The sequence below is a fragment of the Micromonospora sp. NPDC049230 genome (genome assembly GCF_040647875.1).
In the GTDB taxonomy this organism is placed as follows: Bacteria; Actinomycetota; Actinomycetes; order Mycobacteriales; family Micromonosporaceae; genus Micromonospora.
The window spans coordinates 25,742-52,560 of record NZ_JBEZCZ010000047.1 but is presented as its reverse complement, the minus strand read 5'-3'; the positions used below and the strand labels follow the sequence as shown (position 1 = coordinate 52,560).

At 69.0% G+C, this 26,819-nt stretch carries 23 protein-coding genes; 16 read left to right on the top strand and 7 right to left on the bottom strand.

From position 1 onward, the window contains the following. The 5 genes from AB0A95_RS29475 to AB0A95_RS29455 all read left to right on the top strand — a co-directional run. The coding region (locus tag AB0A95_RS29475; RefSeq protein WP_357558997.1) for a thioester reductase domain-containing protein at nucleotides 1-3,150 on the top strand (3,150 nt) is incomplete at its 5' end. After that, nucleotides 3,116-4,345 carry a cytochrome P450 gene (locus AB0A95_RS29470; protein ID WP_357558996.1) on the top strand — a complete coding sequence of 410 codons (1,230 nt, stop codon included), beginning with the start codon at nucleotides 3,116-3,118 and terminating at the stop codon, nucleotides 4,343-4,345. The genes AB0A95_RS29475 and AB0A95_RS29470, both read left to right, overlap by 35 nt. A 37-nt stretch (nucleotides 4,346-4,382) precedes the next feature. Next, entirely contained in the window at nucleotides 4,383-5,330 is a 948-nt protein-coding gene (locus AB0A95_RS29465; protein ID WP_357558995.1) for an ATP-binding cassette domain-containing protein, read from the top strand. Between the two features lie 30 nt (nucleotides 5,331-5,360). Then, nucleotides 5,361-6,116: an ABC transporter permease gene (locus AB0A95_RS29460; RefSeq protein WP_357558994.1), complete on the top strand. Its 756-nt coding sequence runs from the start codon at nucleotides 5,361-5,363 to the stop codon at nucleotides 6,114-6,116. A gap of 61 nt (nucleotides 6,117-6,177) precedes the next feature. Further along, nucleotides 6,178-7,494, top strand: coding sequence for a glycosyltransferase (locus AB0A95_RS29455; RefSeq protein WP_357558993.1), 1,317 nt, complete (start codon nucleotides 6,178-6,180; stop codon nucleotides 7,492-7,494). A gap of 38 nt (nucleotides 7,495-7,532) precedes the next feature. Here the strand turns inward: AB0A95_RS29455 and AB0A95_RS29450 are convergent, their stop codons facing one another. From AB0A95_RS29450 to AB0A95_RS29440, 3 genes are read right to left on the bottom strand one after another with little or no spacing between them, the layout of a single operon-like run. Continuing rightward, the gene (locus AB0A95_RS29450; protein ID WP_357558992.1) at nucleotides 7,533-8,372 is read right to left on the bottom strand and encodes a hypothetical protein; all 840 of its coding nucleotides are present in this window, start codon (nucleotides 8,370-8,372) and stop codon (nucleotides 7,533-7,535) included. A gap of 45 nt (nucleotides 8,373-8,417) precedes the next feature. Further along, nucleotides 8,418-8,747: a LuxR C-terminal-related transcriptional regulator gene (locus AB0A95_RS29445; protein ID WP_357558991.1), complete on the bottom strand. Its 330-nt coding sequence runs from the start codon at nucleotides 8,745-8,747 to the stop codon at nucleotides 8,418-8,420. A gap of 25 nt (nucleotides 8,748-8,772) precedes the next feature. After that, nucleotides 8,773-10,113, bottom strand: coding sequence for a glycosyltransferase (locus tag AB0A95_RS29440; protein WP_357558990.1), 1,341 nt, complete (start codon nucleotides 10,111-10,113; stop codon nucleotides 8,773-8,775). Between the two features lie 635 nt (nucleotides 10,114-10,748). On the opposite strand from AB0A95_RS29440, the gene AB0A95_RS29435 reads away from it, so the two are divergent. The 6 genes from AB0A95_RS29435 to AB0A95_RS29410 are packed head-to-tail and all read left to right on the top strand — an operon-like array spanning nucleotide 10,749 to nucleotide 17,458. Next, nucleotides 10,749-11,399: a class I SAM-dependent methyltransferase gene (locus tag AB0A95_RS29435; protein ID WP_357558989.1), complete on the top strand. Its 651-nt coding sequence runs from the start codon at nucleotides 10,749-10,751 to the stop codon at nucleotides 11,397-11,399. Nucleotides 11,400-11,413: 14 nt separating this feature from the next. Then, nucleotides 11,414-12,298 (top strand): glycosyltransferase domain-containing protein, encoded by an 885-nt coding sequence (locus AB0A95_RS29430; protein WP_357558988.1) that lies wholly within the window; start codon nucleotides 11,414-11,416, stop codon nucleotides 12,296-12,298. Between the two features lie 38 nt (nucleotides 12,299-12,336). Continuing rightward, on the top strand, nucleotides 12,337-13,092 hold the full coding sequence (locus AB0A95_RS29425; protein WP_357558987.1) for a sulfotransferase: 756 nt from the start codon (nucleotides 12,337-12,339) through the stop codon (nucleotides 13,090-13,092). Further along, nucleotides 13,082-15,346 carry a glycosyltransferase gene (locus AB0A95_RS29420; RefSeq protein ID WP_357558986.1) on the top strand — a complete coding sequence of 755 codons (2,265 nt, stop codon included), beginning with the start codon at nucleotides 13,082-13,084 and terminating at the stop codon, nucleotides 15,344-15,346. Before AB0A95_RS29425 ends, AB0A95_RS29420 begins: the two co-directional genes overlap by 11 nt. Nucleotides 15,347-15,355: 9 nt before the next feature. Next, complete coding sequence (locus AB0A95_RS29415; protein ID WP_357558985.1) at nucleotides 15,356-16,522, top strand: glycosyltransferase; 1,167 nt, start codon at nucleotides 15,356-15,358, stop codon at nucleotides 16,520-16,522. A gap of 60 nt (nucleotides 16,523-16,582) precedes the next feature. Next, complete coding sequence (locus AB0A95_RS29410) at nucleotides 16,583-17,458, top strand: FkbM family methyltransferase (RefSeq protein WP_357558984.1); 876 nt, start codon at nucleotides 16,583-16,585, stop codon at nucleotides 17,456-17,458. 95 nt (nucleotides 17,459-17,553) lie between these two features. On the opposite strand, the gene AB0A95_RS29405 is transcribed toward AB0A95_RS29410, so the two are convergent. Both AB0A95_RS29405 and AB0A95_RS29400 read right to left on the bottom strand, forming a co-directional pair. Next, entirely contained in the window at nucleotides 17,554-18,756 is a 1,203-nt protein-coding gene (locus tag AB0A95_RS29405) for a low temperature requirement protein A (RefSeq protein ID WP_357558983.1), read from the bottom strand. A 243-nt stretch (nucleotides 18,757-18,999) separates the two neighbouring features. After that, on the bottom strand, nucleotides 19,000-19,140 hold the full coding sequence (locus tag AB0A95_RS29400; RefSeq protein WP_357558982.1) for a hypothetical protein: 141 nt from the start codon (nucleotides 19,138-19,140) through the stop codon (nucleotides 19,000-19,002). Between the two features lie 432 nt (nucleotides 19,141-19,572). On the opposite strand from AB0A95_RS29400, the gene AB0A95_RS29395 reads away from it, so the two are divergent. Together AB0A95_RS29395 and AB0A95_RS29390 are read left to right on the top strand one after the other, a co-directional pair. Beyond that, nucleotides 19,573-20,907 (top strand): transcriptional regulator, encoded by a 1,335-nt coding sequence (locus tag AB0A95_RS29395; protein WP_357558981.1) that lies wholly within the window; start codon nucleotides 19,573-19,575, stop codon nucleotides 20,905-20,907. Between the two features lies 1 nt (nucleotide 20,908). Then, nucleotides 20,909-21,304 carry a hypothetical protein gene (locus tag AB0A95_RS29390; protein WP_357558980.1) on the top strand — a complete coding sequence of 132 codons (396 nt, stop codon included), beginning with the start codon at nucleotides 20,909-20,911 and terminating at the stop codon, nucleotides 21,302-21,304. Nucleotides 21,305-21,502: 198 nt separating this feature from the next. On the opposite strand, the gene AB0A95_RS29385 is transcribed toward AB0A95_RS29390, so the two are convergent. Both AB0A95_RS29385 and AB0A95_RS29380 read right to left on the bottom strand, forming a co-directional pair. Further along, the gene (locus tag AB0A95_RS29385; protein ID WP_357558979.1) at nucleotides 21,503-21,736 is read right to left on the bottom strand and encodes a DUF397 domain-containing protein; all 234 of its coding nucleotides are present in this window, start codon (nucleotides 21,734-21,736) and stop codon (nucleotides 21,503-21,505) included. After that, entirely contained in the window at nucleotides 21,708-21,881 is a 174-nt protein-coding gene (locus tag AB0A95_RS29380; RefSeq protein ID WP_357558978.1) for a Scr1 family TA system antitoxin-like transcriptional regulator, read from the bottom strand. Before AB0A95_RS29380 ends, AB0A95_RS29385 begins: the two co-directional genes overlap by 29 nt. Before the next feature lie 388 nt (nucleotides 21,882-22,269). Here AB0A95_RS29380 and AB0A95_RS29375 point away from each other — a divergent pair, with 388 nt between their 5' ends. From AB0A95_RS29375 to AB0A95_RS29365, 3 genes are all read left to right on the top strand, one after another. Next, entirely contained in the window at nucleotides 22,270-22,404 is a 135-nt protein-coding gene (locus tag AB0A95_RS29375) for an FxLD family lanthipeptide (RefSeq protein WP_016815038.1), read from the top strand. Nucleotides 22,405-22,516: 112 nt separating this feature from the next. Beyond that, nucleotides 22,517-25,546, top strand: coding sequence for a lantibiotic dehydratase (locus AB0A95_RS29370; protein WP_357558998.1), 3,030 nt, complete (start codon nucleotides 22,517-22,519; stop codon nucleotides 25,544-25,546). Next, nucleotides 25,543-26,805 (top strand): lanthionine synthetase C family protein, encoded by a 1,263-nt coding sequence (locus tag AB0A95_RS29365; protein ID WP_357558977.1) that lies wholly within the window; start codon nucleotides 25,543-25,545, stop codon nucleotides 26,803-26,805. Before AB0A95_RS29370 ends, AB0A95_RS29365 begins: the two co-directional genes overlap by 4 nt. Nucleotides 26,806-26,819: the final 14 nt, after the last annotated feature.

Here is a 26,819-nt window from a genome sequence, read left to right as displayed (position 1 = left end):
CCCCACCGCGCCGCCATCACCACCACCAACCCCACCCACCTCACCCACGCCCTCACCGCCCTCACCACCAACACCCCACACCCCCACCTCACCCACAACCACACCCCACCCACCACCACCCCCCACATCACCTTCCTCGTGCCCGCCGCGTCGCCGGACCCCGAACCCCTTGTCACCTGGTGGCGCACGCACGGGGTCGTCGCGGACACTGTGCTGACCGAGCACGATCCCGAGGAGTTCCGCACCGCTGTCAAAGCGGCCACGGCCAGCGGCACCGCGCTGCTCATCGAGCTCGGACCCCGTGCTCTCGAGCATCTCGTCCGGGACTCCCCCGGCGGGGACACCGCCCTCTACCTGCCGACCTACGCCCCCGACGACCCGGACCCGGAACACCGGCGTCTGATGCACGAGTCGCTGGGTGTGCTCTGGACCCGGGGAGTACCGGTCGACTGGTCCGCGGTCTGCCAGCGTCCGGAGCGGATCCCGCAGCTTCCGCGTTACCCGTTCGAACACCGCGACTACTGGGTGCCGACGTTGCGGCACGAGATGACCCCGGTGCCGACGTCGCCGCACCAGACGGCACCGGCCGACGCGGGCACCGGGCTGCGCCCGCACTTCACCGACACGGCGTCCGGGCAGCTCATCGCCGAGACGCACCTGTCGCTGGCGGCACTGCCGCTGCTCGACGAGCACCGCGTGCACGACCGCATCCTGGTCCCCGCCGTCGTCTTCCTCGAACTGATGCACCGCTGCGCGCAACGCGCCCTCGACGGGCCGTTCACCGTCGCGCGCCTGGCGTTCAGCCGACCGTTGATCCTCGCCGACGACGCCGCGCGCACGGTGCAGACCATCCTGGACCCGGACGACGCTGGTGGCGCCCGCGTCCGTGTCTTCGCGCACGACCCGGACAGCGGTTGGCAGCAACTGCTCGAGGCCGACATCGTCGCCGCCGACTCGGGCGATGCCGACGAGCTGGAACCGGAGGGGTTCGAGCGGGCCCGCGGCCGGTGCCTCGACGACATCGACCACGACGAGTTCTACAAGCGAGCCTGGCATCCGTCCTTCGCCCTGGGCGCGAGCTTCCGGCTGGTGCAGTCGGCGCTGCGCGGCCGGGCCGCCGCGGTCGGGTACGTCGCCGCGCCGGACCCGTCGTGCGCGGCGCTGACCGCCGGCGTACGGCCCGACCTGCTCCTGCTGGACACCTGCGTGCAACTGATCGCGGTGGCGGCCGGGGCGGACGCCGGACCCGAACGACAGGTGTACGTCGGCACCGGGTTCGAGGGCCTGACAGTCCACCGAGCCCTCACCGACAGCGAGATACGCTGCACTGCGGTTCTACACGACGCTGCCGGCCGGGACGACGGCCTGGTCGGCGACGTGTCGATCACCGACGAGGACGGCCTGCTCCACGCCCTCATCAGTGGGGTGTCGTTCAGCGCACTCACCGGGGCGACGGTCGAGCGGCTGACCGCCCGGCCGTCCTCGATGTCGAACGGCTCGTCGAGCCGGGCCCAGACCGGTCCGAAGGTTGCCCGACCCGACGTGTCGCGACTGCGCCGGACGAGCCCGCGGCAGGCACGCGAACGCCTGGAGCGCTACCTTCGCGCGCTGCTGGCCTCGGTGGAGGGATGCGAAGCGGAGGACATCGACCCGGCCGGACCGGTCACCGCACGGGCCGACTCGCTGATGATCGCCGAGTTCCGCAGCGCTGTCGAACGCGATCTGCACGTACGGGTTCCGATGGACGTCCTCTTCGACAGCGCCTCGCCGGCCACGCTCGCCACGATGCTCGCCGACGAGATCCGCGCCGCCGGCCCCGGGCCCGCGCCGGACGGAGGCCCAGTCGTGGCCCCGGCGCCGCCCGCGCTGGATCCCGTCCTCGCCGCCCAACCCCGCCCGCTGTCGATACTGAAGACCGGCAAGCTCACCCGGATGAGCGTGGACGAGATGGCCGCGCGTGCCGCGCTCCCGCCGTCGATCGCCGCCGACGCGTCCGCGCGGCATCCCGACAGCGCCCCGCGTGGCACCCTGCTGACCGGCGCGACAGGTTTCGTCGGCGCCTTCCTGCTTGCCGAACTGCTCGAACGGCGCGACGGCGACGTCTACTGCCTGGCCCGGGCCAGCAACGCGCACCGCGCGTTGGAGCGGATCCTCACCAACCTCGACACCTACGGCATCGACGTCGACCGGCACCGGGCCCGGATCGTCGCGGTGCCCGGTGACCTGACGGAGCCGCGCTTCGGCCTGGGCGACGAGGCGTTCGCCGACCTGCACGCGCGTTGCGGCGACATCGTGCACTGCGGCGCCCAGGTCAAGTGGACATATCCGTACCGGGCGCTGGAGCGGGCGAACGTGCACGGCACCCTGGAGGTGCTGCGCCTCGCCACGTTGGCCGGCCCGGCACTCCCGGTGCACCTCATCTCCACAGTCGGGGTGTTCTCCTCGGTGGAGTACGAGCCGGACAGCGTCCACGAGTGGCAGCTGCCGATCGAGAGCGGTCCGCTGTCGGTGGGGTACGCGCAGTCGAAGTGGGTCGCCGAGCAGATGGTCCGCACCGCGCACGAGCGGGGCGTACCCATCACGATCCACCGGGTCAATGCCGGCGGGGACAGCCGCACCGGGGCGTTCAACCGGCACGACCACCTCAACATGATGCTCAAGGGCTGCATCGAGGCCGGAGTGGGACCGCGCGAGGTCAACATCCACCTGCAACCCGCGCCGATCGACTACGTGGCGGCGGCCGTGGTGGAGGCGTCCCGCCGCCCCGAACTGAACGGCTCCACCTTCCACCTTGTCAACGACAGCGAGCTGACCTGGCCGCGGCTGTTCGACATGGTCCGCGCGTTCGGGTATCCGATCGACCTGACCACGTGGGACGACTGGCGCGAACGGATCACCGGGTCGCGTTCCGGGACGATGGCTCTGCTCGGCCTGGTGCCCTTCCTCGTGGACACCATCGACGACGCGCGGGTGCCACGGTTCGAGTCGGCGTCGACCCGGCAGGCCCTGGCCGGGCTTGGGCTGACCTGCCCGCCGATGACCAGCGGGCTCCTGCACACCTACCTGCGACGGTTCGTCTCCGCCCGGTTCGTCGACCCTCCGAAGGGAGCAGTCCGTGCACTCCGTGACGCACGAGCCGATCAACTATGACCCGGCCGATCCCACGCATCGTGTCCTGCCCTGGCCGATGTACCGCCGGCTGCTTGAGGAGGCTCCGGTCCACCGTACGACAGCCACGACCCCGGACGGCGAGGACTTCTACCTCCTGAGCCGGTACGAGGACGTGGCGATGGCGCTGCGCGACCGCAGGCAGTTCTCGTCGCACGTGCGGCGGGGCGACTTCCTCGATCTGCCGATCATGGTGAACCGGGACGCCCCGGACCACACCAGGCTGCGCCGGGTGACAAACCGTGCCTTCGGCCCGCGCGCCCTGAGCACCCTGAACGGATGGATCCAGCAGACCGTCGAGGAACTCGTCGACGACCTGCTCGCCCAGCGCTCGGTGGAGTTCGTCGACCAGTTCAGCACCGCGCTGCCACTGCGGGTCGTCGGCGGCATGCTCGGCTTTCCGATGGAACGCAAGGCCGAGATGCAGCGCTGGTCCCAGGCCGTCATCGAGGTCTTCTCCGTGATGGGCGGCCTGGACCCCGAACAGGTGCCGGGTTTCTTCGAGGACTTCATGGGCCTGGTGGGGTACATCGACGAGTTGGCCGCCGAGCGCGTGGGCTGCCCGCACCGCGGCGACATCCTCAGCGATCTGGTCAGTCGGAAGGAGTCCGGGGACGTCGACCACGACGAGATGGTCGGCCTCGGCTGGTCCTACGTGGCCGCCGGCATGGAGACCACGATGAACCTGCTCGGCGGCGGAGTGCGGATGCTGTTGGAGGACCGGGAGTTGGGCCGGGTGCTGGCCGCCGATCCGGACCGCACCGACGACTTTATCGACGAATACCTTCGTCTATATACTCCGACGCCATGGTTGCTGCGCCGGGCAGAGGTGGACGTCGATCTGCACGGCACGGTGATCCCCCGCGGCGCCCTCGTGCACGCGCTGCTCGCCGCGGCCAATCGCGATCCGCGCAAGTTTCCCGAACCAGACGTGTTCGACCTGGACCGCCCGAACAAGGAAGACCACATGGCCTTCGGCGCCGGGCCGCACTTCTGCCCCGGCGCCGTGCTCGGCAAGATGTTCGCGGGCAGGGCATTCCGCGCTCTCTACCCGCATCTGGACCGGATGTCGATCGACCCGGAGCGTCCGCCGCGTCTGCGATCACGGCCCGGCACCTACGGAATCGAGCACATGGGCGTGCTCATCGCACCGGCGTCGCGGGCCGACGTGGCGTGAGTGCGCGGAGACCGCCACAACCCTGAGAGCGGGAGACATGATCGAGAGTATCGGGCTGGGCAAGACCTTCCGCGGTCGTCGCAGCAAGGTCGAGGCGGTGAGCGGCGTGGACCTCGTCGTGAAGGCCGGGGAGGTCTTCGGCTTCCTCGGGCCCAACGGCGCGGGCAAGACGACAACGGTACGGATGCTCGCGACCCTGCTGCGTCCCTCCTTCGGTCGGGCCACCGTCTGCGGCGCCGACCTCGTCGGGCAGCCCCGCGAGGTCCGCAAGCACATCGGCTACGTCGGCCAGCGGGGCGGCACCGACCCGTCCATGACAGCCTGGCAGGAGCTGATCATCCAGTGCCGGTTCCACGGGATGAACAAGTCCGCGGCGCTGGCCCGCGCCCAGTGGGCGATCGACGCCTTCGAGCTGGGCGAGTGCGCCGACCGGCGCACGGGCACCTACTCGGGCGGTCAGCGTCGGCGTCTCGACCTGGCGCTCGGCATGATGCACTCGCCCAAGCTGCTGTTCCTCGACGAGCCGACCGCCGGCCTCGACCCGCCGAGTCGGGCGAACCTGTGGGTCCAGGTGCGCAGGCTGCGCGACGAGGGGATGACAGTCTTCCTGACGACGCACTACCTCGACGAGGCGGACGCGTTGTGCGACAGGTTGGTCATCATCGACCGCGGCCAGATCGCCGCCGAGGGCACCCCGCAGGACCTCAAGCGGGAGATCGCGGGCGACATCATCGTGGTCGGGGTGGAGGGCGACGCGAAGACCATCCGCAAGGTGCTGGCCGAGCAGCCGTTCGTTCGGGACGCTGACGAACCCGATCCGCAGACCGTCCGCCTGTTCGTGGAGAAGGGCGAGACCGCGCTGCCGCACGTGATGCGCCTGCTCGACGCCCACGGGGCGGAGCTCAGATCGATCGCCCTGGAGCGGCCGTCGCTCGACGACGTGTTCCTCCGCAAGACCGGCAGGTCGCTTCGCGATGCGAAGTGACGCCTTCCCCGGACAACCAAGGAGTGCACAGTGAAGCTGCTCACCGAGACCTGGCTGGTCTACCAGCGCGCCATGATCCGCACCTTCCAGAGCTTCCGGGGGGTGGTGGTGATGACGGTCCAGCCCCTGTTCTTCCTGATCCTGTTCGCCCCCCTGCTCAAGAGCAGCCTGCGCGGGGCGGACCCGGACCGGGTCCTCAACCTGTACGTCCCGGGCCTGCTCGTGCAGTTGGCCATCTTCACCTGCCTCTACGCCTGCTTCTCGCTCGTCGCCGAGACGCACTTCGGTGTGCTGGAGCGGTTCCAGGTGACCCCGGTCAGCAGATTCGCCCTGCTGCTCGGGCGCACCATGCGCGACGCGTCGGTGCTGCTCATGCAGTGCGTGATGATCACCCTGCCGGCGGTGGCGTTCGGGCTGCACCTGTACCCCCTCCAGGTGTTGCAGATGGCGGGTCTGCTCCTGCTGCTCGCCCTGGGCATCGCACCCCTGTCGTACGCGCTCGCGTTGATCTTCAAGACCAACGAGGTGCTCGGCCCGGGGATCAGCCTGATCACCATGCCGCTCACGCTGCTGTCGGGCATCTTCGTGCCGATGACGTACGCGCCGGACTGGCTGCGCTGGCTGTCGCTGGCCAACCCGCTCACCACAGTGGTGGAGGGCGCCCGCGAGCTGTACGCCGGACACGCCTGGAACAGCGGAGTCGCGTGGGCGTACGGCCTGGCGGTCGTCGGAGCGGTCGTGTCGCTCACCTACACCGGACGGCTCTTCGCACGCACCGCCGAGTGACCGCGCCGGTGTGTCACCGGCGCGGCAACGTTCGCCACTATGGCAGGAGGGTGACCCCCACGTGACCTCGATTCTGGTAACCACGCACGCCATCACCGGGCACCTGCGCTACGCGACACCCCTGGTCCGGGAGTTGGTCGCCGCGGGCCACGACGTGCTCTGGTACACCGGCAGGGCGTTCGAACCCCTGGTCGTCGGGACCGGCGCGAGGTTCGCCCCGATGACCGCGCGCGCCGGGGCCGACGCCGTGGCGGGGGACGCGTTGCGGAACGCGCCGGACCGCGCCGGCGGGCTCGGCGGTTACGGCACCACTGTGCTGGAGGTGTTCGTTCGCCCGGTCGAGGCCTTCGTCGCGGACATCGACGAGCTGATCGACTCCTTCGCGCCCGAGGTGGTGGTGTCCGACCACAGTTTCCTGGCCGGGATGTTCGCGGCCGAACGACGGGACATCCCCCTGGTGGTCTTCTCGACCGGCGCACTGCACGTGTCGAGCGTGGACACCGCGCCGTACGGCACCGGCCTGCCGCCGGCGCGCGGGCCGCTCGGCCGGGTGCGCAACCGCGTTCTCTACCAGTTGGTCCGCCGGGTCGTCATGCGCGAGCCGCAGCGGGAGGCGACCCGGATCCGGGCCGCGCTCGGCCTGCCGCCGCTGCCGGGCTTCTTCTTCTCCTGGCCGCAGCAGATCGTCGACCGCTACATCCAGTCGAGCATCCCCGAACTCGAGTATCCCCGGCGCGACCTGCCCGACTCTGTGGTGTTCTGCGGACCGATGCGGTTGGAGGGGTTGGACGACTGGGAGCAGCCCCCGTGGTGGGGCCGGATCGCGCAGGCACGGGCCGCCGGCCGGCCGGTGGTGTTCGTCACCCAGGGCACCGCCGCCACCGATCCGCTCGACCTCCTGCTGCCGACGGTCAACGGTCTGGCCGACGAGGACGTGCTGGTGATCGCCACGTCGGGTGGGCGCGACCCGCAGGAGGTGCTGCCCACGGACCGCCGTCCGCCGAACCTGGTGCTGGAGCCGTACATCCCGTTCACCGAGGTGCTGCCGCACGTGGACCTGATGGTCACCAACGGCGGTTTCGGAGGCGTGCAGACCGCCCTGGCGCAGGGGGTGCCGCTTGTCGCGGTCGGCGACTCGGAGGACCACATGGAGAACAACGCCCGGGTGCGGTGGTCCGGCGCGGGCCTCTGGCTGCGGAAGGAACGGCAGACGGCCGAGCAGATGCGCGAGGCCGTGCACACGGTGCTGACCCGGCCGGCGTACCGCGAGCGCGCCCGCGAACTGATGGCCGCCTACTGGCGCTTCCCGGACGGTGCGCGAGCGGCGACCCGGGTGGTGTTGGATGCCGCGACCGCGCGCCGCCGTGACGCGGCCTGAGGGCGGCACACACCCGCCACGGTACGACGAGACGTGCCCTAGGACGCCGCGTGCCGCTCGGCTGCCAGGACCCGGTTGACCCGGCGGATCTTGGCGTCCACGGCATCCTGGCCGATGGTTCTGAGGTAGCCGGCATCGTCGAGGTGCTGGTGATAGTGCAGCATCACCGGATCCGAGGGCAGCGGGTCGACAAGGTGCGTCGGGTAGTTGAACCGCGGCGGCAGTTCGTACACGGCCAGACCCAGCTCGTGTGTCGCCAGCCCGAACGCGACCTGGTCGGTGTGGAACGTCAGATCGCCGAGAACCTCCGGGCGGTCCAGCAGCCACCGGTTCCATCGCGGCCAGGCGCTCCCGATCGCCGCGAACGCCTCGCGGGTCAGCACGTAGACTCCGCCGTTGAAGTTGCGCGCGAAGGTCGGCTCGCGGGAGTGGGTGGCGAGGGCGAGCCCCGGTTCGGAGTCGAAGCCCGCCGCCGCGAAGATTCGCCGCCAGTGGTCGTAGGACGGCCGCGCGAGGTCGACGGTCTTGGCGGCGACCATCTTCAGACCGGAGAACAGCCCGTCGACGTCGTCGGCGAAGGCGATGTCGCAGTCCGTGAGGACGACCAGGTCGGCATCCCGCAGCGCTTCGCTGTGCAGCTGGCTCAGCTTGTTCGAGTACGGGTGGCGTTCGTCGAACCGTGGGACGGTGCGGATCTCCACGCCCAGGTCACGGAGGAAGTCGAACTCTCGGCCGTCCACCCCTTCGACAAGGTGCATGACCACCTCGGAAGGCTGGCGCCGGGCGATGCGCAGGAGCGTCGTACTCCAGATCCAGGCCTCGTGCCGGTATCTCGGGGAGCCGTCGACGACGCAGGAGAACTTCACCGTCTCGTTCATCCGGAGTCTTTCCATGAGTTGGAGGGCGAGCTGAGCCGACGGACCCTACTCACCGGCCACGAACTCCCGCCGCACCTTGGGCGGCCAGGATCCGCTCTCGAAGATGCCCAGGGAGTACGCCCTGCCGACCAGCGCCGTCCGGTTCGTCACCCGGAACTTGCGCAGCAATCGCCCGATGCGGTATTCGACGCCCTGTCGGCTGAGAAAGAGGCTGGCCGCCAGTTGCACGCTCGACGCGCCCGAGGCGACGCCCTCCAGGACGCCCGCGTCCCGCACGTTCAGCGGCGGGACCTTGCGGGCGGGCACGGGCCTCGCCGTGTGCGGGGTGACCCGCTCCACCGCGTCGATCCCCTGGGCGTCGTCGTCGCTTCGCATCGCGGATCCCCGGAGGCGCGTCATGCTAGCGATCCACCGTGCGGACGGGTTCCCCAGTGCCGATTCGGCGCGCTTCGGCCAGAATCGCCGGGCCGAAGTCACTCCACAGCCCGTCGAGCCTTGAGGTGATCACGACGGTGTCCACCGCCTTGTCCGGCAGCGCGGTGCGGATGCCCACGTTGTGGCGCACGTCGTGGCGGCTCCCGTCCGCGACGAGCCGGTCCACGACCTGCCTGTCGAAGTCGGCGAGTACGCACGATTGCCGGACAGCGGGTACGACGGCCCCCGCCCCGAGCACCGCGACGCGTGCGTCCGGCGCGATCGACCCGAACGCCTTCTCCAACTCGGCGGTGACGGTGCGCCCGGCGCATTGGCGGGTCCAGTCCGCGACCCGGCGGCTGAGCGTCTCCACTGTGCACAGGGCGGGCTCGGTGGGCGACTGTAGGACCAGCCAGCCGAGTTCGAGTGAGGGTTCGGCGAACCGGTACTTGGCGAAGAAGCTCTCCGCGTTGCGCAGGAGGCCCGCGAAGTTCACCGCCCCGTCCCGCTCGTGTGGCGACTCGATCGCCCACGCGTCCAGGCTCACCTGGATCGCCGTGCCGTTACGTGCCAGCCGGTAGCCCAGGTCGACGTCGTCGAGGCCCCAACCGCGGAAGTCCTCGTCGAAGCCGCCGACCGCCCAGAAGTCGACGGCGGGTATCGAGCAGTTCGAACTCCAGAACAACTCCTCCGGGAAGATGCGCTCACCCAGGTCGAACCCGACCTTCTCGAACTCCCCGTGCCGCGGGTCGAGAAACCTCGGCTCGTTCCGATAGCGGTCAGCCACCTGCTGTGGTGTCAGCGTCCGGACGGCCTCGGCCAGCCCGGCCGGGGGCACGTAGCTCGGGTCGTCGACCTTGCGTGGAGGGTAGGCGTACACGTACCCGGCGATCGCCCGACCGGGCACGCTGGGTGGTGTGTGCGCGCGCAGATGCGCCGTGAGCAGGTCCGGGCCCGCCAACGTGGCACAGTCCAGGAACACCAGCAGTGGTGCCGTGGCCAGGCGCGCGCCGGCGTTGCGCAGCCGCGTGACGCCGTTGTCGCGCACCTGCGCGGCCCGGGCCCCGAGATCCTCCTGGAAGAGGTATTTGAGCCGCAGTCTGTCGGCGAAGGAGTGGACGACGGACCGAGTGTCGTCGTTCGAGCCGTCGTCGGCGACGATCACGTCGTACTCGTCGACTCCAAGCGTCTGCTCGCAGAGGCTCTCGAGCGTGCGGCGCAGGTCGTGGGCGCGATTGTGGGTGGGCACGACAACGGAAACCCGCGGTGCCGTGTCGCCGCCGGCGAAGGACGATTCCACGGTCGACTCACCGCCCCTTTTCGACACTCGACCCTCCTCGTGCTGATTATGCCGAAGCAGTGTCCGCCAGGCACCCAACCGCAGGGGAGCCGAGAAACGAGAAATCAGAAGAAGAAAATCGCAGGCAACGTCGCCCGAACTGCATCCGATCCATCGAATACTCGTTCCGCCTAGCGATGGGCGTTGATATGTTAGCCACGATCCAGCGGGTGGTCAAGGCAGGGGAAACCCGCACAGGGTTCCGTCGCAGTTAGCGTTTGTCCGGCTTGGTAACGTATTTCGAACGGCGAAGACGTCGTTGTGGCGGCGGCGGCCACAGCGGCAGCGGCCTGGAGAAACGCCCCACCAGCCACGACGCCGTAACCAGCGGATTTGAACACCATGTTTTGGGCCCAGACAACCGAAGACCAGCAGAAGCCGTACCCATTGACCACCCAGCCCACAACACAGGCGATTCCATTATCGAACCGGACAAAGCCACACCACGACGAAATCGCGGGAGAATCAGCCGCCTGCCGCCAACGCAACTCGGCGGGCCGGCATCTACCGCACTCGCCCAAGCAATGGCACAATGACTGCCATCGTCGGCCGTCGATTGTTTACTCCAGGCCGCGCCGGAGCGATCCCCAGGTGGCGCAATCCCTACCCCGGGCGGAGACTTTATGAATGATCAAGTCTGGCACGACCTGCTGGCACTACAGGTTTTAGCCCCGCTGTCATCGAACTATCTGCCCTGGAATGTTGCCGCAATGCGTCCCAGCGGTGTCGTCGCCGTGCTCAACGAGGTCGTCATCAACCGCCGGCGTCGCATCGTGGAGCTCGGCAGTGGCATCTCGTCCATCTACCTGGGACGCCTGGCGCGGCAGCGAGGGGGGCAGGTCTGGACGGTGGAGCACGACGAACAGTGGGCCGACACCATAGAACAACAGCTCGCGGACGAGTCGCTGGACGACGTGGTGACCGTCGTGCGCGCACCCCTGGCGCCGACGGCGTCCGCGTGGCCCCACGAGGAGAACGCGTGGTACGAAGCGGACGCCATTCGCCGCGGGATCGGCGACCAGCCGATCGACCTGCTCATCATTGACGGCCCGCCGGCGAGCGACGCCACCCGGCAACACTCCCGGTACCCCGCGATCCCGTTTCTCGCTCCGCTGCTCGCGGACGACTACGCAATCATTCTCGACGACATCGACCGGCCCGGCGAGCAGGACATCATGAAGCGCTGGGAGCAGGATCTCGACATCGGTTTCGAACGACAGATCCTGGCCGGCGGAATCGGAATCGGCCGCGCACGGCCGTCATTCACGGTCTGAACCCGAGGGGCGACATGAAGATTGTCACCATAGCATCCGACCTCGACCAGCCGTTCCTCCAACGACTCCTGATCCCGTCCTGCGGTATTCTCGGACTCGACCTGGTCATCCTGCACTCCACCAAGGACGGCTTCCGCCACAGCGACAAGCGGTCCATCATCACGGGCTACCTCGCGCGGCACGTCGAGGCCGATGAACTCATCGTGTTCACCGACGCGTACGACACGTTGTTCGTTCGCGGCCAGCAGCACATCGAAGAGGCCTACAAAACCTTTGCGCAGCCGGTCGTCTTCAGCGCGGAAGTCGGCAGCTGGCCGCTGGGTTCCCTCGGATTCGCCATCCTGGACGCTCCCCCCACCCCGCCGTACCCCTTCCTCAACAGCGGCGGGTACATCGGCCCGGCCGGCGTTCTGCTCGACCTGCTCGACAGATACCCGCAGCCACCGAGTGACCGGTTCGGGCTCCTGCGGAAGTTGCGGAAGTTCGGCTACGACACCAACGAGCGGTACGCCTTCAGTGACCAGTACTACTGGACATTGGTGCAGCTTCTCGAAGGCGAGACCGTGGCACTGGACCACACCGCCCTGCTCTTCGAAAACCTCGGCCCGCCGATACCGGATGTGTGGGACCTACAGATCCTGCTCGGCCACTACGAGTTCTACACACAGGACCGGAAGGCGGCCAGCTACGGGCAGGAGCGTGCGCGTCTCGAAGAGGTGCTGAAGACCCCCAGCCAGGCCGCGCACATCCATTTCTCCAATCCCATGGGCAAGGCTGCCGCACTGGACCTGCTCGACGAGGGGAAGCTGCCCGACTGGCTCCGCGAGGTCACCGGGTCCACGACACCGGCCGCCCGGGCGGCGACCGTCGTCGCGGTGGACCACCTGGTCGGCAACTGAGTACGCACGAGCCCAGGTGAACAACAGACGGAGGACGTGTGCACGCTGACCCGGGAGCTCGGCTCGTCGAGGAGCCAGCCTTCATCCTGTCGGCCATCCGGTCCGGATCAACCCTGCTGCGATGCATTCTCAACACCCACTCACAGATCTGCGCCCCCCACGAACTTCACCTGCCGCACACGAGAGTCGACACCACGACCTGGTACACCGAGCTGGCGCTTCGCACCGCGGGATTCCCCGACGAGGAGCTCAACTTCCTCCTGTGGGACCGGATCCTGCATCGCCTGCTGGAGGCCAGCAAGAAGTCGGTGCTCGTCGAGAAGACACCCGGCAACTCGCTGTCCTGGCGCCGGCTCAGCCAGTGCTGGCCGCGTGCCAGGTACATCTTCCTGCTGCGCGACCCGGCAGACATCGTGCGGTCCGCGCTGCGGGTCGGGCCTGATCCGGAGTCCACCGTCATTCCGATCGTGCTCGACATGATCGATGGGGTCGAGGACGCGCGGCGCGAGCTGTCGGGCCTCACGATTCGCTACGAGGACCTGCTGTCCGATCCTGTCGCGTCGACGAAGGCCGTCTGCGCCTACCTCGATGTCGACTGGGAACCGACGATGCTGGAGTACGGCCAGGCGGACCACGGCCCGTTCGAGCCGGGGATCGGCGACTTCGGCGACGCCATCCGCTCCGGTCAGGTGCAGCCCCGGCCGGAGACGACGACCGCCCAACCCGTTCCCGACTACCTCGGAGAACGATGCGCTCGCTGGGGCTACGCACCGGAGGCACGAGATGCCCGGTGAGCCCTCGACGTCCAGCCGCACGCTCGACCTTTCCCGGCTCCCGCCGCCGAATGGCCTCTGGCCGGCCCGTGTCACGCCAGACGTCCTGCCGTTCCAGGCGGACACCTTCGATCGTGCCGTCGTCGGGCTGGACGCGCTCCAGGCCGCGCGGCTCCCCCGCTTGTTCGACGAACTGGGTCGCGTGGTGGTCGACGGGGGCGCGATCGAGTTCGTGGTGCGGGACGACGAACCCGTCGACGGTCTGAAGATGCGCTTTCCCGACCTGATCGCGGCGGTCCTGCGGGCGTTCGACGTCTCCGCCGTCGCGTCGGACGACGGTCTCCTCGTCATCGGCACACGGAACGACTCCGCGAGACGACCCGGCGACGTCACCACCGGGAGCGCCGACTCGGCAGCCGATGCCGCGGCCGCGCTCCTGCGCATGATGCGTGACCGCGACATCGAACGGTCAGGAACGCCGGGCCCGCCCGGCGCGACGCCTCCCGCCGACGGCGACGGCTCGTCGACGACCGACCGGCCCTGGCGCATCGAGGTGTCGGCCGGCGACAGCGCACCGGCGCACGCGGTCCGGTTCGAGTCGGCAAGCCTTCCGACCACGCCACCGCGTCGGCCCGAGCTGCGCGTCGCGGCCGTCCTCGGCGAGCGGTCCCGGTCCGCGCTGCGGTACGAGTTCGGTGTGCAACCGGTCTCGCGGGACTCGTGGCGCGCGGCCGTTCGGTCGGCCCCGCCGCACCTCCTCCTGATCGAGTCCAGCTGCCCGGCCGATGGTGCGGATGGGCCGTTCACCACCGACGGCCTGCTCCGCCCGTGGGTCGTGGACCTGCTGGACCACTGCCGGCAACACGGGGTTCCCACTCTCTTCTGGAACAACGACGACCCGTCGGGCTACGAGTCGTTCCTGCCCGTCGCCCGTCACTTCGACTGGGTTTTCACCGTGGACGCGAGCTGCGCGCGCCGGTACCGGGCAGACCTCGGGCACGAGCGGGTCGGCGTCCTGCCGTTCGCGATCCAACCGCGTATCCACAATCCGGTGGGGGCCTTCTCGGACAGCGTCGGCGACATCGCGTACGTCGCACCACGTCACGATGTCGACACCGGGTTCCTGAGCGTCGCCGCCGGTCTCGGGCCGCACGTCCTCCTGCTCGGCGAGCCCGGGTCGCGCCCCGCGCTCTCCCCCGACCTCAAGGACCACGTCGTCAGTCACGTGACGTACGACCAACTACTGAGCGCGTACCGGCGCTACCGGGTCTTCCTTCAGGTGGACCCGGTGTCGGACTCCACGGCGACGCTCCCACCCGACCTCCTGGAACCACTGGCCTGCGGCACTCCGGTGATCAGCGGCTCGTCACCGGCGGGCGTCGCGCTGGTGGGCCCCGGGGCGGTGGAGGTCGACTCGGACGGGTCATCGCCGCGGCTGCTGGTCAAGGCCCTCCTGGCGAGCACCGAGCTGAGAGACCGTCAGGCCGTGCGGGGGGTCCGGTGGGTCATGCGGGAACACACGTACGCGGACCGCGTCGACGATCTCCTGCGGACCGTCGGCCTCCACGTCAGCCCGAAGCCTCGGCCCCGTGTCTCGATCGTGGCACCGACCCATCGACGCGGCGGATACGAGAGCATCATCAGGAACGTCGGTCGACAAACCTACGCGGACGTCGAGCTGATCCTCGGCCTGCACGGCGTCGACGAACCGGAGTCCCGCATCCGCGACGCCGCGGCCGCCCAGTCGATCCAGCACCTCACCGTGGTGCGCCTACCGAGTGAGCTGTCCCTCGGGTCGGTCTGCAACGAGCTGATCGGGGCAGCGTCCGCGCCGTACGTCGCCCGGTTCGACGACGACGACCTCTACGGCCCGAACTATCTGGAAGACCAACTGCGCGCCTTCGACTACACCGAGGCGGACATCGTCGGGAAATGGACCAGATTCATCTTCCTCGAGAGGCTTCCCGCCCTCGGCGTGATCTTCCCCGGCACCGAGCACGTCTACGGCACACCCCTGTGCGGCGGGACACTCCTGATGCGCAGGGAGTTGTGCGACGTGGTGAAGTTCGCCGACCAGACCAGGGGCGAGGACATCAGGTTCGTCATCGACGCGGCGCGACAGGGGTTCGCCACCTACGCGACCGATCGCTTCAACTACGTGTACGTGCGCCACACCGACACCTCTCGACACACCTACCAGCCGGCAGACCTCGACCTGCTCTCGCAGACCAGGATCGTGTCGTTCGGCCCGTCACTCGACCACGCGTTCGTCTGAGCGGTACTGATGAACACACCGAGGCGTCGACACCTGAGGGTCATCTTCACCGGGGTTCCGCTGCTCGGCCACCTCCTGCACCAGGTGCCGACCGCACGAGCCTTCACCGACCAGGGGCACGCGGTGTCGGTGCTGGTGCCGGAGTCGGTCACGACGGTCTTCGGCGGCGAGGAGTTCGAGATGCTTCCCGCCGGCGCGGATGCGGGTGTCCTCCGTGCCGAAGTTCTCCGCCGTACCGGCGAGGACGTCATGGCGGGGGCGACGCTCGCCGCACAGCTCGAGGCGTTCGGCAACACCCGCATCGACCTCTCCATGGCGGACAGCCTCGCCGCGGCGCGGGCCTGGCGGCCGGATCTCATCGTCACCGATCCGACGGACGTTCTCGGACCGCTCGTCGCCACCGCCCTGGACGTGCCCACCGCCACGCTGACGGTCGGGCCGGAGGGCTCGCCGGAGTTCCAGCAGAGGTTGCGGCAACAGGTGTCGGGGCAGTACGAGAGCCGCGGACTGACGCCTCGGCCGGCCCGCTGGGTGCTGGACGTCTGCCCTCCGGCGATGCGCCGCGACGACTGGCAGGCCCCCGAACGGTGGCGGCCACTGCGCCCCGAGGCCCACCGCGCCCCACCCGGCCAACGCACCCCCGTGCTCCGCGCACTTGTCGGGCAGCCCCGGATCCTCGTCACCTTCGGCACCCTCTTCACCGACGCCCGGCGACTCGACCCCATCCTGCGAGCGCTCGTCTCCACCGGCGCGGCGCTGCGGGTGCCCGTCGGGCTCACCGCCTCGGCCGACGACTTCGACGTGGACCCCGCGGCGGTCGTCTTCGAGCCGTTCGTACCGCTGCACGACCTGCTTGCCGACATCGACCTTGTGGTCTGTCACGGCGGTGCCGGAACAGTGCTCGGCGTGCTGGCCGCCGGGCTGCCCATGGTGGTCGTACCACAGGGAGCGGACCAGTCCATGCATGCCGGCCGGGCGGCCAACGCGGGCGCCGCCGTGCAACTCCGGGCGGACGACGTCACCCCGGAAGCTGTCGCCCGGGCCGTGGACACGGTGCTCGACACACCCAGCTACCGCGACAACGCCGGCAGGATCGCCGACCAGATCGCCGCCATGCCATCGCCCACGGAGGTGGTCACCGCGCTGGCCGCGGAACTCCTGACCGGTGCGCGGTGACACCTCGTCGAAACCGTCGCACCCGACCAGATCCGTCGCACGTCCGGAGGTGACCCGATCATGGCTGACCACATCGACCCGACACGATCGTCGGCGCTTGTGGAGATCCTGCGGCCCGAGCGGCGGCCGCACATTCTCGACGTCGGCGCCAACCCGCTCGCCAACCCCCTGGACCGGCCCCCGTACGAGACCCTCGTCGAGCAGGGCCTGTGCGAGGTGTGGGGTTTCGAGCCGCAGGAGAAGGCGTACCGGGAGCTGCTGAGGACCAAGCGGGACAACGAGCACTACCTGCCGTACGCCATCGGCCGGGGCGGCCCGGCGACCCTGCACGTCTTCCGGAACGGCGCATTCAGCAGCATGTACCCGATCCATCCACCCTCGATCGACTTTCTCGACAGGTGGCGCGACGAGACCACGCTGGTGGAGACGATCGACATGGAAACCCATCGGATCGATGACCTGCCGGGAATCGTCGACATCGACCTACTCAAGATCGACTGCCAGGGTTACGAGGTCGAGGCGATGCGGGGCGCGGAGAAGCGGCTCGCGGGCGCGGTCACGATCATCCCGGAAGTCCGGTTCCTTCAGCTGTACGACAACGAGCCGAACCTCTGCGGCCTGGACGGATACCTGCGCGCACAGGGGTTCATGCTCCACAAGTTCCTGTTCATCAAGTCGACCCTCATCAACCACTCCCGATTCGGCAGGCTGCCGAAGGAGCTGACGGTGAACCAGGCGGTCGACGGCGATGCCGTCTACATCAGGAATCCGGCCGCGCCGGAGATGACCACCGGGCAGTTGAAGAATCTCGCGATCTTCGCCGACGCGGTCTTCTTCTCCTTCGAACTCGTCATTCGGTGCCTCGACATTCTCGCCGCCCGCGGTGTCGTCACCGACGCCGACATCCAGTCATACGTCGACCGGCTGGTCGGCTGAGCCGCCGGATTGGAGACGGGTCCCGCCGCCCACCTCGGCGACGACGACCGGAGCACCGGACGCCGCACGCATCCCCGTGGGGCTGCGCCTGCCGCTCAGTGCCGGGAATGGGCCGGGTGCGGCCGCTCCGGCGGTTTCCCGATCGCATGAGCGGCGTCGGACGCGGCGATGCCGGCGAGGACGGCGACAGCGGTGCCGGCCACGGCCAGCGGCGGCATAAGGATCATGAACGGCGAGGCGCCGGCGAGCGCCAGCGCGCCGATGATCCGAGAGTGCGACACCCTGTCGAACACGGCATGCTCCACAAGGGCTCGCCCGATCAGGAACAACATCGGCCCGCCGAGGACGACGACGATCCACGCCGCCTGCGTGTGCCCGAACGGATGTTCGATAACGATTTCGTAGCCGACGGCGACGGCGACGGTCCCCGTCACCATGAGGACGTGCGCGAGGAAAGCCTCGCGGATGAGATGCGCGGGCGCAGCGGCGGCGATGATCGCTTCGGGCAGCAGTTGGCCCGCCCGGAAGAGGTAGACGCGAAACAGCAGCACCGTCGTGATGAAGGCGACGGCGAAGGCTGCCGCGGATCCGCCGCGTCGGAAGGACGTGTCGCTGTAGGCCGATCCGGTCGTCAGGATCAGCTCACCGAGCGCGATGATGAAGAACTGTCGGTAGCGCTCCGACAGGTACTCGGCCAGGACGGGCCACTGCCGTTGGGTGGAGCGGGACCACGGCGCGGGATAGAACAGCAGCAGTGCCGCGCCGTCGATGGCGATCGCGAGCGTCCACAACAGCCCGCGGGCCAGATCCGTCACGATCGCTCCCGCGATCCACGGCACTGCCGACACCGTGAACCAGAAGAACACCCCGGCTGCTCGGCGCTGGGCGTCGTGGCCGCGCAGTATCGGCACGATGATCAGACCACGAATGATGTGGACCGCGACGTAGGCGCCGGCGAAGGCCAGGCCCCGGTCGCCGAACGCCTGCGGCACCGCCACCGCCATCACCAGCGCACCGAGCATGGCCACGTAGACCACGAACTGGAGCGGCGGCCGCTGCGGGTCGTAGAGGTCGGTGACCCACGCCGTGACGAACCACAGCACCACGAACGCCAACAGCAACAGCAGCGTCTCGGCGGCTTCGACGAGGACGACCCGCCGCTCGGTCAGCTCCTCGACCAGGCGCTGTGCGACCCGATTGAGCGCGAAGACGAACACCAGGTCGAAGAAGAGCTCCAGAAGGCTCGGCCGTTGCGGTTGTCCCGGCCTTCGCAGCAGCGTTGCTGCCCTTGTCGACATGGGCCGCCCATTTCTACCGGCTTCGCCTGTCCGGGTATTGGTACCACGCCGGGCAGCTCGTCGAGGCGATAGTCAAAGAATGCCGAAGACCCCGCCCGTAGCGGGTGACCGCAGGGGCGGCTTCTACCGGCGACCGGGAAACCCCGAAGATGGTAGGCGGGCGGACCGACGAGGCACCCGCAGCACCGGACCGGAAGGCACCGGAGGACCGACGCCGTCGGTGACCGCGGCTCTCCCGTACGGTCAGAACGTGCAGAACGGCGCCGGCCTAATGAGGTCGAGGTCCGTGCAGTTCCACCCGCTGCCCTGATCGTGGTATCGCCAGCCCGTGCCGGCCGAGTAATGGAACAGGTAGATGAAGCCTGAGGCGCTGAAGGAATTCATCCTCGCAAACACTGACGCTTTGCTGTCGGAACTCAGCTAATTAACCGCGCTCGATCTAGACGGGGCTTGATCAGACGACAGGCCCATCGGGGTTCAGCCCAAGCTTCGCAACCCTGGTGAAACCGCGCCCGGAGTCTTCCAGGTCCTGGTCACCATTGGTAGTTTGTCGTGAGATCAGGTAACCCCGTTGGCGTGCTGCGTCGCACACCGGCAAACCGGACCGTCGGGTCGCCTCGTCAGGACAGAGGCCGAGGTCCGGCGGACCCGGGACGAGGGTGGCAGCGATCCCGCAGGGCCACCCGACAGGACTACCAGCGAGTTTCGACGGGCGGTGATGGGTTGGCACCGAAGCCGGGTGCGTCAGATAGGCCCAACACCCTGCTCAGCGACGCCCGCCGACGGCTTTTGTCCCCGAGCGGTTCGGGCCGACGGATGTCCCGGCAGGAGGTCGCCGAGGCGGTCAACAACTACCTGTGGGACACCTACGGCACGAGAACCAGCATGGACGCCAACCACGTCGGGAAGCTTGAGCGAGGAGAACATCGCTGGCCCAAGCCCACAACCCGAGAGGCATTCCGGGCGGTGCTAAGGGCATCGCGGGACGCCGATCTGGGCTTCTACATCACCCGTGGCCAACGCCATTCTGATCCCGTTGCGCACCAGATGCCCCCTGGCGAGATGCGCACCGCTGGTGATGATCACGCTGGCGAGTCGCGGACCGGCAGGGAGATCACGGACACTGGCGACATGAACCGCCGCGAGTTGCTACGCCTGCTGAGCCTGACAGGTGCGCTGTTGGCCGCGCCCGTCTCGGGCAGCCAGCTCGACTGGGCGCGCATCGAGTCCTCCAGTGACGGGAACAGGCAACTAGATCCAGCGACCCTCGACGAGTACGAGGGGCTTAATGCCCAGCTGTGGGCAGCCTTCGGCGCGGCCGAGTCCAAGGCGGCCGTATCACCGCTGGTTAACCGCCAGCTGACCGCGCTCACGGCCAACCTACGTCGCTCCCACGCCACACCCGTGCACCGCAGGCTCTGCGGGGTCACCGCCGACCTACTCCAGCTTGCCGGCGAGGTCGCCTTCGACGCGAACGCGTACAGTGAGGCCGCACACTGCTACACCCTGGCAGCGACCGCCGCCCGGGAAGCCGCTGCCTACGACCTCTGGGCGTGCGCGATGATCCGTCACGCGTTCATCAGCGTCTACGAGCGCGACTTCCGGCACGCCGCACCGATGCTGGACGTTGCCGCCGGCCTGGCCCAAAACGGGGACAGAGCCCTGTCGACCCGACACTGGGCACACACTGTGCAGGCACAGGCTCTCGCCGGCCTCGGCGACCTCAGCGGATGCCAGCGGGCGCTCGACCAAGCCGAAGAGGTCAACCACCTGCCCGGGCAGGTGCACAACGGCGGCTGGTTGCGCTTCGACGGCTCCCGGCTCGCCGAAGAACGCGGAGCCTGCTACGTCGAGTTGAGGCGCCCAGACCTGGCCGAGCCGGTGCTGTCCGGTGCCCTGTCGCAAAGCCTCTCCACACGACGACGCGGAACCGTCCTGACGGACCTCGCCTTGGTCGGAGTTCACCGCAGCGACGTACACCAGATCGTGCTCTACGGCAGCGCCGCCCTCGATGCTGCCCGTCAAAGCGGCTCCGGCGTGGTCGGCTCCAAACTAAACCGACTACACCACCACCTGCAGCCGTTCCTTGCCGACACTCACGTGCGGCATCTCAACAGCCAGATCAGTGCTCTGATAAGTGCAGGGGACTGACATGACCAGAGGGAGGACCAGCGTGCAGGTCGAAGGACCGGGGCGCGTGTTCCGCGAGGCGTGGATCGCGGGAGTCCGTAAGCACTACCCTGGCGAACCGAAACCGGGCTACGTCACGCCCTGGGAGGATACGCCCGGATGGGAACGAGAGAGTGCCGCCGCAGTGTATGAGCAGGTCCGTCAGTTCATCGAGGCGACCGACGGCGCAACGGCGAAGCTGACCCGTGAACAAAAAGGACGCTTCGTTGCCCTGTGCTGGATTGCGCAGATATTCAAGCATTTTCCGAACCCGAAGGCTTCCTACGTGGCCGACTGGTCAGACATGCCGGAGTGGCACCGAGAGACGGACTCGGACATCTTCGAATACATCGAGCAGACACTCGTCTCGACGCGCTGAGCGGGAGACAGTCGACAGGAGCACGCAACTCCCACTTGATGCTCGCGTCAACGTCCGGCTGCCTGCTGAGCCGGCGTGAGATTGGCGGGCAGGGCACTACGCCGACCAGCATGAGCTGCGCCTGCACGCAGGGAACTCACTGCCGCCAAGGTCTGCACGGCGCGCCCGGGAAGCCGGGCGCGCCGACGAGGTAGCAGCTCAGTGTGCGTCAAACTTACCGTCACGGATGCCGTCGGTGAACGCCGTCCACTCACTCGGGGTGAACCCCAGCACTGGCCCCGTCCGGTCCTTAGAGTCTCGCATTCCCACGGTGCCGTCGAGCGCGAAGGCGCCCTCGATGCAGTTGTCGCCACCGCCGGAGCGGCTGGACTCCCACCAGTTGGTGAACGTCTCGGGGGCATGGTCATCTCCTGGTGTAGGCGGGCAGTCCATCCGCCACGCTGGCGAAGGAGTCGAGGCTCTCGGCGGGACTGATGGCCGCGGAACGCAGGCGCTCGTACAGGTAGGCGTAGTTGGCAACCTCGTCCGGGTCGGTGAGTACGAGGTCGCCGGTGATGGTGCCGACCGCAACGACCACCGGACGCACGGCGACCAGTAAGTCTCCCCATAACTCTCCCCATTGGCCGGTGTTCCCGGAGATACGCAAGAACGCGATCGTGGAAGCACCACAAGCGATGTGTCTACGGCTTGGAGTGGGGGTCACGCAGCGACAGATTCGGCGGAGTCCCGACGGTCCGAGATGCGGGAAGAGCGGCATGGACGCCACGAGCGCAACACTGATCGCCGTCCGGCATCCCTGGCTCCTGCTCGCTGTGACTGCCGGGGAGGACGTCGCGGCGGCAGGCCGACCGTCGCGAGTTCTTTTGGACGCCCTTCCAGGAAAGGCGGATCGATCCGCCGGCCCACGTGCCGGTAGCTGCGGGGGCTACCTGCCCACCCATCATCCCAGCCCATTGGAGGTTGCCATGAACAGCCTGCTCGCCGTCAGCAACGACCCGTTCGAACTCGACGTGCAGATCGTCACGGAGGGTCCGGTCGCCGCCGCTCTGCTGGCCGACACGGACGACGGCTGCGACACCGTGAAGGGCAGCGACTGCTGACCCGAACACCCCCCGCTGGTTTCGGCAGGCGATCCCCGATGCCTGCCGGAACCGGCACCCCACATCCAGCCCCGTCCCCGGAGGAGCGCCCGTGTCGGAAGGAGGACTGTTCATGTTTCGGTCGGTCGATGCCGCGACGATCCGCATTGCCGCTCACTCATGGCCCGACGGCCCAGCGCCCTGGACGGACCGGAGCGACGCCTCCGGCATCGCGGACTGGCTGCAAACAACGTGGCGGAAGGTCGGCCTGGCCGAGGCTGTCTGGGCCGCCAGCCCTGAGTTCGCTGCTCGCGTAGAAGCGGTCCTCGCCACAGGAGGCGCTGCTTCGCACCGAGGGTGGCGGATGGCGCTGGCGCTGGCGCGGTACCTGGTCCGTGCGCAGCGGCGTGCGACGCCCTTCGGGTTGTTCTCAGGGGTTGCGGCCCTGCGGTTCGACGGGGTGGCTACGGTGGTGCCGGCAGGGCAGCCGGCGATCCGGGTACAGCCGGACGCGAGCTGGCTCGCGTCCCTGATTGCGCGCCTTGAAACTGAGCCCGACGTGCGCCGCCGTCTGCCCGTGCAGGCAAACAACCTGGCGCTGGTGAACGGGCCTCGGATCGTTGTGGCGCGCCGGCCGCACGCCTCTGCAAGTGCGGAGTCGACCTCGGTGAGAAACACCGAAGCGGTACGGCTGGCGGTGTCACTCGCCCGTACCCCCTTGCCGTGGGCTGAACTGGTCGACACGGTCGCTGCTGCGTTTCCCGGCTTCCCACGCGCGTCCGCTGACGCGATGGTTGCCGGCCTGGTGGACCACGGCGTCTTGATCTCCGCGCTCCGACCACCATCGACGTGCACAGACTCGATCAGGCATGTCCTGGACACCCTCGATGCGGTGTTCGACGGTGGTCCTGAGGGACAGCGAGCCCTCCGGGGCGAGCTGGGCTCTCTGCATGGTCGTCTCGGTGTCACCAGCGCGGGGAGCGCGACGTACCTTCGTGGGCTCGCCGACCACATGCGCACCTTGGCACCGGCCACCCAGCCGCTCGCGGTGGATCTTCAGCTCGCGGATCAGGTCACCCTGCCGAAGCAGGTCGCCGCCGAGATCGCCGCATCAGCGGAGGTATTACGACGGCTGACGCCAGATCCGGCGGGGCGGCCCGAGTGGCGTGCGTACCGTGCCCGGTTCGTCGACCGCTACGGGATGACGGCCGTGGTGCCGCTCGCTCGGCTGGTAGATCCACTCGTGGGGTTGGGCTTCCCCGAACACTTCGGCACCGTAGCCGAAGCGCCTGCGGCACCACTGTCCGGCCGTGACGAGCGCCTGCTCGCGATGGCTCAGCAGGCGGTGATCGACGGTGCTCGTGAGGTGGTTCTCGATGACACGGCCGTCGAATGGCTCGCCGGCCCCAGCCGAGTCACGGGGCCCGTCAGCCCGCACGTCGACGTTTCGGCAGAGGTCCGCGCGATCTCGCTGGAGGCGCTGACACAGGGCCGGTTCCTTGTCGCGCTGACCGGCATGGGCCGCTCGGCGATGGCGACGAGCGGGCGTTTCCTCGACGGGCTGCCCTACGCCGATCGGGAGTTGATGTGCCGGGAGTTCGCCCGCCTTCCTGTGTCGGTGGACGGGGCCATTCCGGCGCAGCTGAGCTTCCCGCCGCGCAAGCTGCACACCCAGAACGTGCTCAACTCTCGGCAGGTACTTCCGTGGCTGGTCAGCCTGGCCGAGCACCGGCCCGTGGCCGAGAACGTGATCGGCCTCGACGACCTCGGTGTGACCGCCGGGCGCGATCGGCTGGTGCTGGTGTCGATGTCGCGGCGGCGGGTGGTGGAGCCGACAGTGGCGCATGCCGCCGCCGTACACACGATGCCGCTGCTCGGCCGGTTCCTCCTGGAACTGCCGCGAGCCACGGATGCCCGGCTGAAACCGTTCGACTGGGGTGCGGCTTCCTGCTTGCCGTTTCGACCCGCGCTGAAGTACGGCCGCGTCCTTCTGACGGCGGCCCGGTGGCGCGTCGATCCGACGGCCCTGCCCGATGCGGACGCAAGCGATGGCGAATGGTCGACCGCCTGGGAGGCGCTGCGGACCAGGCTGCGGCTGCCAGCATGGGTGCAGGTCGGCAACGGTGACCAGCGGCTACGGCTCCACCTCGGTCAGTCCATGGATCGTGCCCTGCTGCGTGCCCACCTGGACGCCAGCGCCGGACCGGAAACCGTGGTGGACGCGGCGAGCCCGGAGGACTTCGGTTGGCTCTCCAGCCGCGCCCACGAGATCGTCGTGCCCGTCGCCTCGACGGTTGCGCCCGCTGCCGCGCCGGCTGCGGTTACCGCGCGGGACGCGTGGCCGCCACCAACTCCCGCCGAGCCGCTCCTACCTGGTGCCAGTGGCCTGCTGTCCGCTTCGGTGGCCGTCGAGCCTTCGACGATGGAACTGGTCGTGGCCCGAGGGCTGCCCGCGCTGTTCGCCGACTGGCCCGAGCCGCCGCTGTGGTGGTTCGTGCGCCTGCAACGCCCCACCCCGCAGCTTCGACTACGACTGCACACCGACGACTACGGCGACGCGGCAGTACGGGTCGGGCGGTGGGTCGCCGGGCTCCGACAGCAGCGCCTTGCCGGCGACTGGAGCCTGGACACCTACCATCCCGAGTCCGGTCGCTACGGCTGCGGCACCGCGCTGGCAGCGGCCGAGAAGTTGTTCGCCGCCGACTCCAGCGCAGCCACGGCGCAACTCGTAGCACAGCCCGGGTCTGGGATCGATCGGTTGGCACTGACCGCCCTGAGCTTGGTCGACCTTGCCGCCTCATTGCTCGGCAGCCGCACGGACGGATGCGAGTGGCTGGTGGCGCGCCCCGAGCAGCCTGGGCAGGCACCGGTCCAGCGAGACGTGCTGCGTCAAGCGATCACCCTCGACCCAAGCGAACTTCCCGAGCCCATCCAGCATGCATGGCAGGAACGCTCCAGAGCCGCAAATCGGTACGCCGCCGAACTGTCCGCCGTCGCCGGCCCGCTCACCCCCGCCTCGGTGCTTGCGTCGCTGATGCACCTGCACGTCGTTCGCGCTCTCGGCCCCGACGAAGACGCCGAGCAGCTCACGTATCGGTTGGCACGCCATGTCGCGCTGGCGGCGGTGCGCCGCCGGGTTCGCGCCGTAGGAGCATCCCGATGACCGGAACACCGCTGAGGACACCGTTGCTACCGGCGACCGAGGCGATGGCCGCGTGCATCACCGACACCCTGACCGAGCCGCCGCCCCCGGACTTCGCGGCGGACGACCACGGGCCACGCAGTACCCGCTGGTACGCCCAGTCGCTGTCCCGGGGTGCCGCCGGGGTGGCACTCCTGCACGGGGTGCGAGCGCAGACAGGACACGGTGGGTGGGAACCGGTCCATGCCTGGCTGCGACGCGCGACCGCTGACCCGCTGAACAACGGCAGCGGAGCCGGACTCTGGTTCGGCGCACCCGCTGTCACCCACGCGCTGACCATGGCCATGCCGCACTCCCGCCCGGCAGCGCTGGACGCGCTCGATCATGCCCTCGATGACCTGGTGGAACGCCGCCTGGCCGCTGCCACGGCACGCCTCACGGCGCGTGCCCGGCCCTCGCTGTCAGAGTTCGATCTTGTACGTGGGCTGACCGGCCTGGGAGCCCACCTGCTGCGCCGCGCCCCGGACGGACATCTGCTTCGGCGGGTGCTGGCGTACCTGGTCCGACTCACCGAGCCGGTGCACACCGACGATGAGGCGGGCCGGCTCGCGCCGGGGTGGTGGAGCGCAGACCCCGCCGACCGCGAAGGTTCAGAGCAGGGCGGACATGCCAACGTCGGCATGGCGCACGGCATCGCCGGCCCTTTGGCTCTCTTGGCCCTGGCCATGCGGCAGAACATCCGGGTGCCGGAGCACGCGGAGGCGATTCGCCGGATCTGCACGTGGCTCGACTGCTGGCAGCAGGCAAGCCCTGCGGGACCGTGGTGGCCAGAGAAGATCACCGTCGCGGATTTACGCCTTGGGAAGCCCTCCATGGGCGGACCGGCGCGCCCGTCCTGGTGCTACGGCACCCCCGGCGTCGCCCGCGCCCAGCAGCTGGCCGGGATCGCTCTCGACGACGCCGCCCGACAGGAGGCGGCGGAAGAAGCCCTGGCCTTCTGCCTGGCCGATCCCCGCCAACTCAGCCGGATCGTCGATCCGTCGCTGTGTCACGGCTGGGCAGGGGTCGCCGCTACGGCCTGGTACGCCGCCGCCGACGCCCCCACCACCCGCCTGAAGAACCAGCTGCCCCAGATCGTGCGCCTGCTGATCCAGCACGCCACGGACACCACCCCGGCCCGATCCGGCTTGATCGCAGGCCCCGCCGGAATCGCCCTCACCCTGCACACCGTCGCGACCGGCACCGACGTCCGCTGGGCCACCAGCCTGCTGATCAACTAGACACGGAGAGCGTT

What these genes read in the sequence shown, in the direction of transcription:
- AB0A95_RS29465 (WP_357558995.1), top strand. Translation starts at nt 4,383, where the DNA reads ATGATCGAGAGTATCGGGCTGGGCAAGACCTTCCGCGGTCGTCGCAGC.
- AB0A95_RS29450 (WP_357558992.1), bottom strand. Translation starts at nt 8,372, where the DNA reads ATGAACGAGACGGTGAAGTTCTCCTGCGTCGTCGACGGCTCCCCGAGA.
- AB0A95_RS29445 (WP_357558991.1), bottom strand. Translation starts at nt 8,747, where the DNA reads ATGCGAAGCGACGACGACGCCCAGGGGATCGACGCGGTGGAGCGGGTC.
- AB0A95_RS29435 (WP_357558989.1), top strand. Translation starts at nt 10,749, where the DNA reads ATGAATGATCAAGTCTGGCACGACCTGCTGGCACTACAGGTTTTAGCC.
- AB0A95_RS29430 (WP_357558988.1), top strand. Translation starts at nt 11,414, where the DNA reads ATGAAGATTGTCACCATAGCATCCGACCTCGACCAGCCGTTCCTCCAA.
- AB0A95_RS29420 (WP_357558986.1), top strand. Translation starts at nt 13,082, where the DNA reads ATGCCCGGTGAGCCCTCGACGTCCAGCCGCACGCTCGACCTTTCCCGG.
- AB0A95_RS29415 (WP_357558985.1), top strand. Translation starts at nt 15,356, where the DNA reads ATGAACACACCGAGGCGTCGACACCTGAGGGTCATCTTCACCGGGGTT.
- AB0A95_RS29410 (WP_357558984.1), top strand. Translation starts at nt 16,583, where the DNA reads ATGGCTGACCACATCGACCCGACACGATCGTCGGCGCTTGTGGAGATC.
- AB0A95_RS29405 (WP_357558983.1), bottom strand. Translation starts at nt 18,756, where the DNA reads ATGTCGACAAGGGCAGCAACGCTGCTGCGAAGGCCGGGACAACCGCAA.
- AB0A95_RS29400 (WP_357558982.1), bottom strand. Translation starts at nt 19,140, where the DNA reads ATGAATTCCTTCAGCGCCTCAGGCTTCATCTACCTGTTCCATTACTCG.
- AB0A95_RS29395 (WP_357558981.1), top strand. Translation starts at nt 19,573, where the DNA reads ATGTCCCGGCAGGAGGTCGCCGAGGCGGTCAACAACTACCTGTGGGAC.
- AB0A95_RS29390 (WP_357558980.1), top strand. Translation starts at nt 20,909, where the DNA reads ATGACCAGAGGGAGGACCAGCGTGCAGGTCGAAGGACCGGGGCGCGTG.
- AB0A95_RS29385 (WP_357558979.1), bottom strand. Translation starts at nt 21,736, where the DNA reads ATGGACTGCCCGCCTACACCAGGAGATGACCATGCCCCCGAGACGTTC.
- AB0A95_RS29375 (WP_016815038.1), top strand. Translation starts at nt 22,270, where the DNA reads ATGAACAGCCTGCTCGCCGTCAGCAACGACCCGTTCGAACTCGACGTG.
- AB0A95_RS29370 (WP_357558998.1), top strand. Translation starts at nt 22,517, where the DNA reads ATGTTTCGGTCGGTCGATGCCGCGACGATCCGCATTGCCGCTCACTCA.
- AB0A95_RS29365 (WP_357558977.1), top strand. Translation starts at nt 25,543, where the DNA reads ATGACCGGAACACCGCTGAGGACACCGTTGCTACCGGCGACCGAGGCG.